The following is a 14,996-nucleotide window of genomic DNA, read 5'->3' as shown; positions in this document are numbered from 1 at the left end:
GTGCTTAGTTTTGCGTCAGCGCCTTGGCGGCGGCGGCGACTTGTTCGCGCAGCCACTTGTGTTCCGGCGCCTGGTGCACGCGCTCGTGCCACAACTGATAGAAACGCATCGCCGGGAACTTGACCGGCACGGTGAACTTCTTCAGTCCCATCTGTTTTTCGTAATGGCGCACGAACTGACTGCCGGTGGTCAGCATCAAGTCCGTCTGCGCCAGCATGCTGGGGATCAGGCCGAAGTAGGCCGACTCCACCACCACGTTGCGCTGCAGGCCCTGGCGTTCGAGATAGTCGTCGATTACGCCGAGATAGCCGGGCAGGATCTGCGTTGGCGCCACGTGTGGCAGCGTCAGGTAATCGTCCATTGTCATCTTGTCGCTGTCGGTGCGCAGCGCATAAGGCGCGTCGGCGCGCATCACGCAGACGATGGGATCTTCGAACAGCTTGGACATGTGCAGGTGCTCGGGTGGCTCGTCCCAGTTGGCGATGACCAGGTCCATGTCGCCGTCCGACAGCAGGCGCACATAGTCCGAGCCCGGACCGAGGCCATGAATCTTGATGCGGCTGTTGGGCGAGCCGCGCCGCAGCAGCGCTACCAGATTGGGCAGGAACTGGCTGTCCAGGTAGTCCGGTGCGGCGACGTGGAAGGTGCGCGCTTCTTCCTGTGGCACGAAAGCTGCCTTCTTGAGGAACAGGTTCTCGGTTTCATCGAGAATGCGCTTTGCTGGTGCAAGCAGGCTTTCACCATGCTGGGTCGGCACCATGCCGCGCGCGCCACGCACCAAAAGAGGATCGCCGGTCAGCTCGCGCAACTTGCGTAGCGAGGCGGAGATTGATGGCTGCGGCTGATTCAGTTTCAGCGCGACGCGGGAGACGTTTTTCTCCACCAGCAGCAGGTAGAGGATGCGGATCAGGTGAAGGTCCAGGTGTTGCGGCAAAGCGGACATGAGTTGAGTCGTTTATACGGAAATGGATATGTTTAATATACTCTAATGTTCATGTAGCAGGAATCAAATCCGTTTATCTTCTGTAAATTAGCCACATTCTTGACCTTTAAAACTACATGGAATACCTGATCCCTTACGGCCTCGAATGGGCTAACCTGCTGGTCCGCTGGCTGCACATCATTACCGGCATTGCCTGGATAGGCGCGTCGTTTTACTTTGTGTGGCTGGATAATTCGATCCGCCCGCCGGCGCCCGGATCGGAGCTGGCGAAGAAGGGTGTGTCGGGTGAATTATGGGCGGTGCATGGCGGCGGTTTCTACAATCCGCAGAAGTATCTGGTGGCGCCGGCCGAGTTGCCGAAGGAACTGCACTGGTTTAAATGGGAGGCTTATTCCACCTGGCTGTCCGGCATTGCGTTGCTGACCATCGCTTATTATTTTAATGCGCAAGCGATGATGATCGATAAGCAGATCGCGGATATCAGCAGCTTGCAGGCGATCGGCATCGGTGTCGGCACGCTGGTGATCGGCTGGACGGTATATGACTTGTTGTGCCGTTCGCCGCTGGGCAAGCATGATTTGTGGTTTGGCGTGGTGATTTTTGCGTTGATCGTGGCGGCGGCGTATGGACTGACGCATGTGCTGAGTGGACGCGCGGCGTATATTCATGTGGGCGCGCTGATCGGCACCATCATGGTCGGTAATGTGCTGATGCTGATTATCCCTGGCCAGCGCAAGATGGTCGAAGCCATGACCGCCGGCCGCATGCCGGACCCGGTGCATGGCCAGAAGGCCAAGCAGCGCAGCGTCCACAATAACTACTTCACGCTGCCGGTGCTGTTCATCATGATCAGCAACCACTATGCGATGACGTACCGGAACGGGCACGCGTGGCTGGTGCTGGCGCTGATCATGGCGGCGGGCGTGTTCATCCGCCACTTCTTCAACCTGCGCCACAAAGGGCGCGTGGAATGGCGCTATCCGGCCATCGGCGTGGCGTTGCTGGCTGGCGTGGCGGTGGCGATAGCGCCCGCCAGGCCGGTTTCTGCGACGGTGGCGGCGCCGGAGTTCGCCAGCGTCAAAGCGGTGGTCGATGCGCGCTGCCTGTCCTGCCATGCTGCGCATCCAACGCAGCCCGGCTTTGCTGCGGCCCCGCTGGGTGTGGCCTTCGACACCGCCGCCGAAATCCATCAGAATGCAGAGAAAATCTACAAGCAGGTGGTGCAGACCAAGGCCATGCCGCTGGCTAACCTGACCAATATGACCGACGCCGAACGGGCGCAGATCGCCGCCTGGTACGAGGCCGGCGCCAAATGAAGGAACAAGCAATGAGCAAGCAAAAACTGGCTGAATGGATCGACGCGCACTTTGACGAGGAAGTCGGCGTGCTACAGCAACTGCTGCGCGTGCCAACCGATACACCTCCGGGCAATAACGCGCCGCACGCGGACCTGGTGGCGGATCTGGTGACGGCCTACGGCTGGAGCGCCGAGAAGCATGCAGTGCCCGAGCAGGCCGTGCACGACTACGGCATGCAGAGCATCACCAACCTGATCGTGCGCCGCCCCTATGCGGCGGGTGGCCCCACGGTGGCGCTGAATGCGCACGGCGATGTCGTGCCGCCGGGTGACAACTGGACTTATCCGCCATACGGCGGCGTGGTGGATAACGGCTACATCTATGGCCGGGCGGCGGCAGTGTCGAAGTGCGACTTCGCGACCTACATCTTTGCGGTGCGCGCGCTGGAAGCGCTGGGCGTGCCGCTGAAGGGCGGGTTGGAACTACACTTCACCTACGACGAGGAGTTTGGCGGCCTGCTGGGACCGGGCTGGCTGCTGGAACAGAAACTGACCAAGCCGGATTACGTGATCGCGGCGGGCTTCAGCTACAACATCGTCACCGCACACAACGCCTGTTTGCAACTGGAGATCACGGTACACGGCAAGTCGGGGCACGGCGCGATGCCGGAAACCGGCCACGATGCACTGCAGGCGGCCACACGCATCCTCAACGCCATCTATGGCCAGCTGCCGGAACTGAAGAAGATCAAGTCAAAGATCGCCGGCATCGACTCGCCGACCATGCTGGTAGGCCGTATCGACGGCGGCACCAATACCAACGTGGTGCCCGGAAAAGTGGTGCTGAAGATGGACCGCCGCATGATTCCGGAAGAAGATCCGGCCGAGGTGGAAGCGCAGGTGCGGGCGCTGATCGAGAATGCGGTGCAGGGTGTTCCGGGCATCACGCTGGAGATCAAGCGCCTGCTGCTGTCGCACGCGCTGCGCGAGCGTCCAGGTACGGACAAGCTGGTAGCCAGCATCCAGCAGAACGCCGAAACCATCATCGGCGAGAAGATCCCGGCGCAAGGCACGCCGCTGTATGCGGACGCGCGCCTGTACGGCGAGCATGGCATTCCGGCGGTGCTGTACGGCGCCGGCCCGCGCACGGTGCCGGAATCGAACGCCAAGAAGGCCGACGAACGTCTTAATCTCGAAGATCTGCGCAAGGCGACGAAGGTGGTAGCATGCACCTTATTCGATTTCCTTGGGGAGTGAGATGTTTGCTAAAAAACTGATGGCTGGCTGGGGTGACATGGACTTCAACAGCCATATGCGCAATACCGCATTTCTCGATAAAGCCGGCGATGTGCGCATGCTGTTCCTGTCGGAGCACGGCTTCCCCATGAGTGAATTCATGCGGCTGAAAATCGGCCCGGTGGTGATGAAGGACGAAATTGCCTACGTCAAGGAAGTGCTGCTGCTGGAGGAAATCACCGTGACGCTGTCGCTGGCCGGCCTGGCGGAAGATGGCAGCCGCTGGATACTGCGCTCGGACATCATTCGCCCGGATGGCAAGCTGGCGGCGCGCGTCAACAGCACCGGCGGCTGGCTGGACCTGGGGGAGCGCAAGCTGATTACGCCGCCGGCGAAGCTGATGGCCACCTGGCAGGCCCTGGTCAAGAGCGACGACTTCCAGGAACTGTCTTCCAGCGTCAAGGCGAAATAAAATACTTCCGCCGTAGCTCGGCGTTCAGGCCCTGGGCATGCAGGCGGCCGGCGGCTGCATTGATGCTGCCCGCCAGCGCGCGCTGGTCGCGGCCAAGATAGATATACAGATCGAGTTCTTCCAGCGGCTTGCCGATGCGCCCCAGCGACAGCATGGCGCGCGAGGCGGCGCTCAAGCTGCCGTCATCATAAACGCAGGCTTGGTCGCGCCCCGCGATCACCATTTGCAGACAAGCCGGCACGGTTTGCACATCATGCGGCGTCACCTGCGGCCGCAGCATTTCCAACCTGGTTTGATAGGTGTGGATGCCGCGCTTGTAGCTGACGGTGCGGGCTTGTTGCGTCAGTTCCTGCCAGCTGTCGATGGCCGGCTTTGCTGCCGGCGTGAAGACGAAGGTGCGTGTCTGCACAAACGGCTCGTCGATACGCAGGTAGTGTGGATGCTTGCGGCCATAGTCCTTGACCCGCCCCATTTCGCCGACGATGCTGCCATCGGCCAGCATTGCTTCGGCGCGCCGGCCCGGCAGGCTTTGCAACTGGCAGCGCTGGCGGATTTCCGCGCATAGCTTGTTCAGGTAGGCAGTGGCGTACTGGTACACCACCGAGTCGCTTTCATGGGTGGTGCCGAAGATGAGCGTGTCCGGGCCCTGCGCCGCGGCGGGAAGGCTGGTGAAGGCGGCGGTGAGCATCGCGGGCCAACAGCGGGGCATCGGCTGTCTCCGTTTTTGTTTGAGTTAGTGCTCTATCATAGCCGATACGGCTTTATCGTATGATAGGGATATTATTGACTGAACGGCCAGCCTGTGCATCGATACGATTTGATCAGTTGCCACGATTGCGGCGTGCTGCACCAGCACCGCCCGTTACGCCCACGCGAGAAGGCGCGCTGCGTGCGTTGCCGTTCGGTGCTGTATCGCGGCGTGCACTCGGATGCCAGCCGCATGGCGGCGATCACGATGGCGGCGGTGTTCACGTTTTTGATTGCGCAGTTCTTCCCCATCGTGGAGCTGGAGGTGGGCGGCTATAACACCAGCGCCACGCTGCTTGGCGCTATCCGCGTGCTGTGGATGGAACAGATGCAGTTGGTGGCGGTAGTGGTGTTTTTATTCACGATGCTGTTGCCGGCGGTGGAACTGGCTTCCTTGCTGTATGTGACCATGTCGCTGCGCTCCGGCCGCCGTCCAGCGGGCTTCGATCATCTGCTGCGCGCGGTTGGCATGGCGCGGCGCTGGGGCATGACCGAGGTGCTGATGATTGGCATCCTGATCACCATCGTCAAGATGACCAGCCTGGCCGAAGTGGTCGTGCATCCCGGACTGTTTGCCTTCGGCGCGCTGACCATGATGCTGGCCATTGTGGTGTCGTTCGATCCGAAGACGCTATGGAATATCGGCGAGCACCTGCCGGGACCGCGTCGCGTGGCGCAGAAGACCTTCAAGTATGCGGCGCTGGTAAAGGGCGCGCCGCTGCTGGCCTGTCATGCTTGCGGGCTGGTGGAGTCGTTGAAGTACACGGTGCGGCACCAGTATTGTGCGCGCTGCGGCGCGCGCCTGCACCGGCGCCGTCCGGACAGCGTCGGACGCACCTGGGCTTTCCTGCTGGCGGCCACCATCCTCTATATTCCGGCCAACCTGCTGCCGGTGATGCATACGCATTCGCTGTTCGGCAAGGAGGACGACACCATCATCAGTGGCGTGGTCTATTTCTGGACCAGCGGCTCGCCGGCGCTGGCGGTCATCATTTTCATCGCCAGCATCGTGGTGCCGGTGCTGAAGCTGGTGGCGCTGGGACTGCTGGCCTGGACGGCGCAGCGGCGCTCGCGCTGGCAGCCCTTGCAACGCACGGTGTTGTATCGCATCGTGGAGTTTGTCGGCCGCTGGTCGATGCTGGATATTTTTGTCATTACGCTGACGGTGGCGCTGGTGCGGTTTCAGTCGTTGGCGGTGATCACGGCCGGTCCCGGCGCGCTGGCGTTTTGCGCGGTGGTGGTACTGACCATGATCGCGTCGATGCAGTTCGATCCCCGCCTGATCTGGGACCCTGTCGATACACATGGAGAGAAGCATGCCTGAGAATGAGAACGGCAATCCGCCGTTGAACGAGCCGGAAGTGGAGAAGGCCAACCGCTGGCTGCCATCGCTGGTGTGGCTGATTCCCTTGCTGGCGGCGCTCATCGGCCTGACGCTGGTGACCAAGACGCTGCTGGACCAGGGGCCAACCGTGACCGTCAGCTTCCGCAGCGCGGATGGACTGGAGCCGGGCAAGACCAAGGTGAAGTACAAGGACGTGGATATCGGCCTGGTGAAGTCGATCTCGCTGGCGCGTGACTTGTCCAAGGTGCTGGTGACGATCGACATGAGCAAGGAGGCCAAGCGCTTCACGGCGCAGGATACGCGCTTCTGGGTGGTGCGGCCGCGCATCGGCGCCAGTGGCGTGTCGGGGCTGAACACTTTGCTGTCCGGCTCATACATCGGCGTGGATGCCGGCAAGTCGGAGGAAACCACCAATGAATTCACCGGGCTGGAAAAGCCGCCGCAGGTGACGCGCGACGAGAAGGGCACATCCTATTTGCTGCATAGCGAATCGCTGGGTTCCATCGATGTCGGTGCGCCGATTTTCTATCGCCGCATCCAGGTGGGGCAGGTGACCGGTTTCGATCTGGAAGAGAAGGGCCGGGGTGTGAAAATGTCGGTGTTTATCGCCGCGCCTTACGATCAGTATGTGGGCAAGAACACGCGCTGGTGGCATGCCAGCGGCGTTGACGTACGCCTGGATTCCAGCGGTTTCAAGGTGAATACCCAGTCGCTGGCGGCAGTGCTGGTGGGTGGCATTTCGTTTGAGTCGGTGAGCGGACAGAAGCCGTCGGCGGTGGCGCCGGGCGGTAGCGAGTTCGCGCTGGCGGCAGACCAGGCCAGCGCGATGCGCGAGCCGGATGGCATGGCGGTGACCACGGTGCTGTATTTCGACCAGTCGCTGCGCGGCTTGTCGGCCGGCGCAGCGGTGGACTTCCGTGGCATCGTGCTGGGCGAGGTGCGCTCGGTCGGCGTGGAGTTCGATCCTGTGAAGAAGAACTTCCGCATGCCGGTGACGGTGGATATGTACCCGGCACGCCTGGGCCGCAGCTTTGCCAAGAGCGTGCAGGATGACCAGGAGCGCAACGGTGCATTGGTGCTGGAGCGCCTGGTGGCGCGCGGCCTGCGCGGCCAGCTGCGCACCGGGAACCTGCTGACTGGCCAGTTGTATGTGGCGCTGGACTTCTTCCCGAATGCGGCGCCGGTGAAGATCGACGCCACGGCGGAGGTGGTGGAGCTGCCGACCGTGCCTAACAGCCTGGATGAGTTGCAGACGCAGCTGTCCAGCATCGCGCGCAAGCTGGATAAGGTGCCGTTCGAGGAGATCGGCAAGAACCTGCGCGATACACTGAAGAGCGCCGACGTGCTGATGAAGCGCCTGGACGCGCAAGTGGTGCCGGAACTGAAGGACACGCTGGCCGCCGCGCGCAAAACCTTCAGCGAAGCGGACCTGCTGCTGCAAAAGGATTCGCCGATGCAGTCGGATTTGCGCGAGGCCTTGCGGCAGGTGACGGAAACCATGGAGTCGTTGAATGCCCTGTCGGATTATCTGGAGCGGCATCCGGAGTCGCTGATACGCGGTAAGCCGGAGAAAAAAGGAGAGCAGAAATGATGCGTGACGGTTCTAGCGCCACGTGCGCAACGCTGCTGGCAGCGGCACTGATGCTGACGGCCTGCGGCAGCGTGCCGCAGGAGCGATTCTATAGTCTGAGCAATGGCCTCGGTGTTGGCAAACCGGTGCCGGCGGATGGTGCGGCGCGGACCACGCTGGCTGCGCCGGCCTATTACATCGAGCTGCCGGCGGTGACGGTGCCGAAGCAGGTGGCGCGCAATCAGCTGGTGGTGACGACCGGCGCCAGCCGCATCGACGTGCTGGAACAGGAGCGCTGGTCGGCGCCGCCGGCGGCGGAAATTGGACAGGCGCTGTCGCTGACGATCACCGGCGAACTGGGGACGATCGACGTATTCCGCAATCCGGTGCCGGACAAGGCGCCGGTGTACCGCATCAGCACCAACGTGCAGCGCTTCGAATCGGCGCCGGGCCAGTACGCGCTGATTGACGCGGTGTGGAGCGTGCGCCTGGCCGGCAATGCGCAGGTGCTGACCTGTCGCAGCGTGGCGCAGGAAAGCGTCGGCGCCGGCTACGACGAACTGGTTGCCGGCCACCGGCGCGCCGTCACCCGCATCGGCGCCGACATCGCCAAAGCCGTACGCACGCTGGCCGCCGGCGAGAAGCCATCATGCTGATGCCAACAATGTCGTAGTCAGTTCCGGCAAACCACCACATGGCGGATTGCCGGAACTGCCCCTGCGTCAGGGAGCAAGGGCTTCGAATCGGGTTTTTACGGTTTCCTGGCCGTAGAGCTTTTCCAGGCGCAGGACGGTGAAGTGGCCGCGTGCTACATCCTGGTAGAAGTCCATGAACAGGCTGTTGATGGTAGCGCCGGTCAGTGCGCCCAGCAGCGGCGCGGCTTGTAGCGCAGCTTTTTCGGTGATGACGATGCCGAAGCGGGTTGCCACGGCGTCGATGAAACGCGCCATCCATTTACCGGCGGTGGAGGCGGACACACCTTGCGATATGCCTTTCGCAGCTTTTTCAGCGGCGAGTTTGCTCAGCGCTTTGGCGGTTTCCGCCATCGTCTCCGCGAGCGCGACGCGGGCCGTGTAGTAGCTGGTGTCGGTGGCGTCGTCGGACTGGGTGCTACTGCTGCCGTGGCTGAAGACGCTCAGGCATTCGAGCTGGATGACCGGATCGGTAATGTCGTGGCCTTCGCTGCGCGCGATGTCGAGTATCGAGCGCATCATCAGCATGGTGGTCGCGGGAATTTCAATCGCCAGGCCGGCGAAGCCGAAAAAACCGCCGATGGCGCCGGTGGTGGCGGCAGCCAGCATATGGCGCCTGGTGCTGGCATCCTGCACTTTGCCGTCCAGTGATTTGCCGGCCCATTCGATGGCTTTGGTCAGGCCTTTGTGGGTGGCGTCCTGGATACCGTCGCGCACCTTGGCCGGCAGCTTTTTCATGCCCGCTTCGATGGTCGAACCGACCGCATTGCTCATGCGGATCAGGACGGGCGTCGCGGTCAGCAGTTTGACCGCGTTTTCCAGGTCCTGTAATTCCTTGGCATTCATCTTGGCCCTTGTCGCAGATTGAGACATCGCATGGTATCACTTGGGGGAATCAGCCGGCGGCCTGCATGGCGGCGGCGATCTGGCTGCGTAGCCAGGTGTTGGCCGGGTCGTTGTCGACGTTGGCGTGCCAGTACAAATACACGTCCAGCGATGGCATGGCCAGCGGCAGCGGCAGGATCTGGTTGTTGAACTGCTGGTTGACGATGCGTGCCAGGCGGTCGGGCATGGTTAGCGCCAGGTCGGTCTGGCTGACCACGCGGCAGGCGGCGAAGTAGTGCTGGCAGCGCAGGCGGATGCGGCGTTGCAGGCCTTGCCTGCTCAGTTCCACATCTTCCAGGCCCGGACCACGGCGGCGCGAGCTGGTCTGGATGTGTTCCAGTTGCAGATAGGTCTCCAGCGTCAGTGCGCGGCGCTTGACCAGCGGATGGCCACGCCGCACCAGCACCACCGTCTGGTCGCCCGCCAGCTGCGCGCGGCGGACATCGTTCGGCAGCGGCAGCAGCACGTCGATGGCGGCGTCCAGCGTGCCGGCGGCCAGTTCGCTTTCCAGCTCGCGACGACTGACCTGCACCGTGCTCAGCGTGGCCGAAGGCGCCTCGCGTGCGATGCCGGCCATCAGCGGCGGCAGCACGCTGGCTTCCAGCACGTCGCGCACCGCCAGCGAGAAGTTGCGCCCGCTGCTGGCGGCGTCGAAGCGCGCGGCGCCGGTCAGCGTCACCTCAAATCCGCGCAGCGCGCGCCGCACCGGCTCGATGATGGAACGGGCCAGCGGCGTTGGCGTCATCACGTGGCCCTGGCGCTCGAACAGCGGATCGTCGAACAGCTGGCGCAGCCGGTTCAGCGCGTGGCTGATGGCCGGCTGCGTCAGGTTCATTTTCTGGCTGGCGCGCGTGATGCTGCCTTCGGCGTAGATGGCTTCCAGCACGATGAACAGGTTGAGGTCGACCTTGGATATATGCATGAGATTTATCGCGGAGCATTAATTCTATTCATTTGATGAATTATAGGCTAGCCGCTAAGCTACGGTTCTCGGGAGGAGGCGATATGGGACAAATTTTTCTGGTGCGCCACGGGCAGGCCTCGTTCGGCAAAGCCAATTACGATCAGTTGTCGGAACTGGGCTATGAGCAGGCGCGCTTGCTGGGCCAGTGGTATGCCAACACGCATCAGCGCTTCCACAAGGTGATCAACGGCGGCATGGCGCGCCACCGGCAGACGGCGGACGCCTGCATGGGCGCGTTGCCGAAGAAGCTGCTGGTCGACACCGAATGGATCACCGACGAGGACTTCGCTGAATTCGATCATCACGAGGTGCTGCTGCGGCATTGCCCGGAATTTGCCGACGCCGCCGCCTTCAAGGCGCTGCTGGCCGCGCATGTCGATCCGCCGCGCGCGCTGGAGCATCTGTTCCGCGCCGCCATGCAGCGCTGGATGAGTGGCTGGCATGACGGCGACTACAGCGAAACCTGGCCGGACTTCCGCCGCCGCTGCGTGCGCGCGCTGGAACGGCTGGACACCGACAGCAGCAAGCAGACCACCATCGTGTTCACCTCCGGCGGCGTGATCGCGGCGCTGATGCAGCATCTGCTGGGCCTGCAGGATTTCCAGGTCATGGAACTGAACTGGACGCTGGCCAACGCCGCCGTCACCAAGCTGATGCAGCGCCCCGGCCAGTTCACGCTGAGCTACCTGAATAATTATGCGCATCTGGAATGGCTGGGCCAGCCAGGTGCGGTCACATACCGATAAGGAGACACGATGGATTTCGACTACAGCCCGAAAGTAAAGCAACTCCAGGCCAAATTGACGGCCTTCATGGAAGAACATATCTACCCGAACGAAGCCGCGTTTCACGCCGAGGTGGACGCCAACCGCAACGCCGGCAACGCCTGGGTGGCGACCCGCATCATGGAAGAGCTGAAGCTGAAGGCGCGTGCCGCCGGCCTGTGGAACCTGTTCCTGCCGGATTCCGACCAGGGCGCCGGCCTTACCAACCTGGAATATGCTCCGCTGTGCGAGATCATGGGCCGCGTGCACTGGGCGCCGGAAGTGTTCAACTGCTCGGCGCCGGACACCGGCAATATGGAAGTGCTGGCGCGCTACGGCGCGCCGGAGCAACAGAAACAGTGGCTGGAACCGCTGCTCGACGGCCGCATCCGTTCCTGCTTCGGCATGACCGAGCCCGCGGTGGCCTCGTCGGACGCCACCAATATCGAAAGCTCGATTGTCCGCGATGGTGATGAGTACGTCATCAACGGCCGCAAATGGTGGTCGTCCGGCGCCAATGATCCACGCTGCGCGCTGTTCATCTTCATGGGCAAAAGCGATCCGGACAATGCCAGCCGCCACAAGCAGCAATCGATGATACTGGTGCCGCGCAACACACCCGGCGTCAACATCCTGCGCCACCTGCCGGTGTTCGGCTTCGACGATGCGCCGCACGGCCACGCCGAGGTGGTGTTTGACAACGTCCGCGTGCCAGCCGGCAACCTGCTGCTGGGCGAGGGCAGAGGCTTCGAGATTGCCCAGGGCCGCCTCGGTCCCGGCCGCATCCACCACTGCATGCGGCTGATCGGCCTGGCCGAGCGCGCGCTGGAGCAGATGTGCAAGCGCAGCCTGTCGCGCGTGGCATTCGGCAAGCCGGTGGCGGAGCAGGGCGTGACGCTGGAACGCATTGCCGAGTCGCGCATCCTGATCGACCAGGCACGCTTGCTGGTGCTGAACGCCGCCTTCATGATGGATACGGTCGGCAACAAGGTGGCAGCCAAGGAAATCGCCATGATCAAGGTGGCGGCGCCGAACATGGCTTGCAAGGTGATAGACTGGGCGATACAGGTGCAGGGCGGCGGCGGCATGGCCGACCCTTTCCTGGCTCACGCCTATGCGAGCGCCCGCTCGCTGCGCCTGGCCGACGGTCCCGACGAGGTGCACCGTTCCCAGATCGGCAAAATGGAACTTGCCCGCTACAAATAACCCTTTGACATTTAAGGTAATCGTTTTCCGCGCATGTGTTGCGCGGATTTCCCACTTGTATTGACTTATTTTGGAGGCTGTTTTAATCTTGCTCGTCACTTAAGTTAAACGATTAACTAAAACTAGAACGGAGACGACCATGAAGAAACCCATCCACCTGACGCCGATGGCGTCGGCGCTTGCGCTGGCTTTACTGGCCATGAACGCCCAGGCGCAGCAAGAAGAATCGACCACCAAACCCGGCACGCTGGAGACGGTAGTAGTAACCGCGAATAAACGCGTCGAAAAATTGGAAAGCGTTCCAATGTCGATTTCGGTGATGAGCGAGCAGGAAATCCAGCGCACCAACATCCGTGAAATCGAGGACGTGGTGGCGATGATGCCATCGCTGACGCTGAATTCCGGCACCACCGCCGCCAACAACGCCATCTTCATGCGCGGCATCGGCACCGTCTCGGTCGGCATTGGTGTCGAGTCGGACGTGGCGGTGATCATCGATGACATCCCGATCGCCACCCAGTTCCAGGCCTTCAAGGACCTGGCCGACGTGGCCCGCATCGAGGTGCTGAAAGGCCCGCAAAGCACGCTGTTCGGCAAGTCGGCGGTGGCTGGCGCGGTCAACATCGTCACCAAGCAGATTTCCGGCCCGATGACCTATCGCGCCAGCACCTATTTGACCAATGACCACGAATGGCGCGTCAACGCCTCGGCCGGCGGCCAGCTGGACGAGCACTTCGCGCTGCGCCTGTACGCCGGCAAGACGCGCATGCCGGGCAATTTCCACAACCTGACCGATGGCAAGGACGTCAACGGTTCGGGCGGCAAGACCTTCATGGCCAAGCTGCAGTGGAATCCGATCGACACGGTGCAGGTCGACCTCACGCCACGCTACAACTACCAGGAAAACTCGCGCGGCGTGACGGCGGTGAACGGTTTCAACCTGCGCACCGGTTCGGCCGCAGCCGGCACCCAGGTATCGACGCCGATCGGCCTGGATGGCGTCTACCTGAACGGCAATCCGCTGCTGCCGGCGTCGCAACTGCTGGCTGGCATCAACGTCAACGACAAGGGCAACCGCAATGTGCGCCGCGACTTTCCGACCGGCCTGATTTCCAGCGATCGCGGCGTCGGCCTGAAAGTGTCGTGGACCTTGCCGAACGACGCCACGCTGATGTCGATCACCTCGTGGAGCAAATACCTGGCCAACGACTTCCGCGACCAGGACTTTACCGACCTGCCGACCATCGCGGCCGCCGGCCAGACCGTGCCAACCATCGGCAACTACCAGTTCGGCACCTACGACATCCGTTCGAAGACGCAGGAATTCCGCTACGTCTCGCCGGACACAGGCACCTTCAAATATGTGGCCGGCCTGTGGGCGGCGCATAACGAGATCTACCGCCACTTCATCCGTGGCTACTGCGTGGCGCCGACCGCCTGCAACGGCAACTCGCCATCCAGCCCGACCAATTACTACACCGACATCTACAACACCAACAAGTCGGTGTTTGGCCAGGCGTCGTGGGAGTTCGCGCCGACCTGGACGCTGACCGGCGGCATGCGTCTGAACGAGGAAATCTCGGGCTACCACTACAAGCGCAACTACTACACCGACCAGCTGGACGAATCGACCTTCAAGCCGGGTCCGGAAGGCGTGGACCAGTTCCACAGCATCGGCAACACCGACCGCGCCGTCACCGGCAAGCTCAGTCTGCAGAAGCAGATCACCCCGGACTGGATGGTCTACACGCAGGCATCGACCGGCTACAAGGGCGAGGCGTATGACGTTACCTCGGGCCTGAAGGCGTCGGCGGCGTTCCCGATCAAGCCGGAGACCAGCCAGAGCTTCGAACTCGGCACCAAGGCCAACCTGTTCAACAACCGCGTGTCGATCGCGGCCACGGCCTACCTGTCGGACTTCTTCGGTTACCAGCAGAACGTCACCTATGTGCTGCCAAACGACCCAACCATCTATAGCCAGCTGAATTCGATTCCGCACATTTCCACCCGTGGCTTCGAGATCGACATGAACGCGCTGGTGGCGCAGAACCTGACCGTCAATGCGGCGCTGGCCTACACCCGTCCGAAGATCGATGAGTGGGCCAACGGCCCATGCTACAGCGACCCGACCAATGTCGCGGTGGGCACGACCAAGTACGCGGCCAACGGTTCGATCGCCGGCCAGAACACGGCCTGCTTCCCGATCGCAGCAGGGTCGACCACCGGCGTGCAGAAACTGGACGGCGGCGTGTTCCCTGGCACACCGAAGATCAAGCTGAACATCGGCGCCAACTACGACTTCGCGATCCCGCAGATGCCGTTCAAGGGCTTTGTCAACGTCAACGTGCGTTACCAGGGCAAGTACAGCACCAACATCAACAACGATCCGAATGCTGAAAATGATGGCTATTCGATCACGGATCTGGGCTTTGGCGTGCGTGACAGCAAGGATCGCTACAAGCTGAGCTTCCGCGTCAACAACCTGTTCGACAAGTTCTACATCCCGAACGCCAACGCCAGCGGTCCGTCGTCGTTCCGCGCCGGCCAGACCTCGACCTCGCCACAGGTTTCGGCCAGCAGCTGGGTGCCGCCACGTGATGTGTTCCGCTACTTCAGTGTCAAGCTGGACGTCAAATTCTAAGTGTTATGCGCTTGGTGAATCTCTGGCATCAGAAAGATAAATTGGATTAATAGTTTGGTGACGGGCATGATTGCACCTGTCTCCTCTATTCTCCTCCAAGGAAATAGATTTAGCCCGCTCTCGTAGCGGGCTTTTTTTTGGCTCTTCACGGATTACCGGGAAACGCGGCTTTGATCTTCAGGAAAAAGAAGTCGGAGTCGCGGTAGCCATAGGCCATCCGTTTCATTACCTTGA

General features: G+C 62.0%; 13 protein-coding genes. 9 read left to right on the top strand and 4 right to left on the bottom strand.

Translation table 11 applies throughout. The annotated features are described in order from the left end of the window. Window positions 1-4 precede the first annotated feature (4 nt). Entirely contained in the window at window positions 5-943 is a 939-nt protein-coding gene (locus BLS51_RS18410) for a LysR family transcriptional regulator (protein WP_090186046.1), read from the bottom strand. A gap of 116 nt (window positions 944-1,059) precedes the next feature. On the opposite strand from BLS51_RS18410, the gene BLS51_RS18405 reads away from it, so the two are divergent. The 3 genes from BLS51_RS18405 to BLS51_RS18395 are packed head-to-tail and all read left to right on the top strand — an operon-like array spanning window position 1,060 to window position 3,948. Continuing rightward, window positions 1,060-2,259 carry a urate hydroxylase PuuD gene (locus BLS51_RS18405; RefSeq protein WP_090186043.1) on the top strand — a complete coding sequence of 400 codons (1,200 nt, stop codon included), beginning with the start codon at window positions 1,060-1,062 and terminating at the stop codon, window positions 2,257-2,259. Between the two features lie 11 nt (window positions 2,260-2,270). Further along, entirely contained in the window at window positions 2,271-3,497 is a 1,227-nt protein-coding gene (locus BLS51_RS18400) for a M20/M25/M40 family metallo-hydrolase (RefSeq protein ID WP_090186040.1), read from the top strand. A gap of 1 nt (window position 3,498) precedes the next feature. Continuing rightward, complete coding sequence (locus BLS51_RS18395; protein ID WP_090186036.1) at window positions 3,499-3,948, top strand: thioesterase family protein; 450 nt, start codon at window positions 3,499-3,501, stop codon at window positions 3,946-3,948. On the opposite strand, the gene BLS51_RS18390 is transcribed toward BLS51_RS18395, so the two are convergent. After that, window positions 3,935-4,657, bottom strand: coding sequence for a substrate-binding periplasmic protein (locus BLS51_RS18390; RefSeq protein ID WP_090186033.1), 723 nt, complete (start codon window positions 4,655-4,657; stop codon window positions 3,935-3,937). The genes BLS51_RS18395 and BLS51_RS18390 overlap by 14 nt on opposite strands. Window positions 4,658-4,750: 93 nt before the next feature. On the opposite strand from BLS51_RS18390, the gene BLS51_RS18385 reads away from it, so the two are divergent. From BLS51_RS18385 to BLS51_RS18375, 3 genes are read left to right on the top strand one after another with little or no spacing between them, the layout of a single operon-like run. Next, window positions 4,751-6,019, top strand: coding sequence for a paraquat-inducible protein A (locus BLS51_RS18385; RefSeq protein WP_090186030.1), 1,269 nt, complete (start codon window positions 4,751-4,753; stop codon window positions 6,017-6,019). Continuing rightward, on the top strand, window positions 6,012-7,631 hold the full coding sequence (locus BLS51_RS18380) for a PqiB family protein (protein WP_090186026.1): 1,620 nt from the start codon (window positions 6,012-6,014) through the stop codon (window positions 7,629-7,631). Before BLS51_RS18385 ends, BLS51_RS18380 begins: the two co-directional genes overlap by 8 nt. Further along, a complete protein-coding gene (locus BLS51_RS18375; RefSeq protein WP_229207641.1) occupies window positions 7,628-8,266 on the top strand; it encodes a PqiC family protein in 639 nt (212 codons plus the stop codon). The genes BLS51_RS18380 and BLS51_RS18375 overlap by 4 nt, the downstream gene beginning before the upstream one ends. Window positions 8,267-8,332: 66 nt before the next feature. Here the strand turns inward: BLS51_RS18375 and BLS51_RS18370 are convergent, their stop codons facing one another. Together BLS51_RS18370 and BLS51_RS18365 are read right to left on the bottom strand one after the other, a co-directional pair. Further along, window positions 8,333-9,148: an EcsC family protein gene (locus BLS51_RS18370; protein ID WP_175472623.1), complete on the bottom strand. Its 816-nt coding sequence runs from the start codon at window positions 9,146-9,148 to the stop codon at window positions 8,333-8,335. Between the two features lie 49 nt (window positions 9,149-9,197). Then, the gene (locus BLS51_RS18365; protein ID WP_090186020.1) at window positions 9,198-10,109 is read right to left on the bottom strand and encodes a LysR family transcriptional regulator; all 912 of its coding nucleotides are present in this window, start codon (window positions 10,107-10,109) and stop codon (window positions 9,198-9,200) included. Between the two features lie 83 nt (window positions 10,110-10,192). Between BLS51_RS18365 and BLS51_RS18360 the strand changes: the two genes are divergently transcribed. The 3 genes from BLS51_RS18360 to BLS51_RS18350 all read left to right on the top strand — a co-directional run bounded on the left by BLS51_RS18360 (window position 10,193) and on the right by BLS51_RS18350 (window position 14,762). Then, window positions 10,193-10,897 (top strand): histidine phosphatase family protein, encoded by a 705-nt coding sequence (locus tag BLS51_RS18360; RefSeq protein ID WP_090186016.1) that lies wholly within the window; start codon window positions 10,193-10,195, stop codon window positions 10,895-10,897. Between the two features lie 9 nt (window positions 10,898-10,906). Next, window positions 10,907-12,121, top strand: a complete 1,215-nt coding sequence (locus BLS51_RS18355; protein WP_090186011.1) for an acyl-CoA dehydrogenase family protein — start codon at window positions 10,907-10,909, stop codon at window positions 12,119-12,121. 139 nt (window positions 12,122-12,260) lie between these two features. Beyond that, window positions 12,261-14,762: a TonB-dependent receptor gene (locus BLS51_RS18350; protein ID WP_090186006.1), complete on the top strand. Its 2,502-nt coding sequence runs from the start codon at window positions 12,261-12,263 to the stop codon at window positions 14,760-14,762. Window positions 14,763-14,996 lie beyond the last annotated feature (234 nt).

The sequence above is a fragment of the Duganella sp. OV510 genome (assembly GCF_900100205.1).
Lineage (GTDB): Bacteria > Pseudomonadota > Gammaproteobacteria > Burkholderiales > Burkholderiaceae_D > Rugamonas.
The sequence above is the reverse complement of the archived record's forward strand: the minus strand, read 5'-3'. Positions and strand labels throughout refer to the sequence as shown.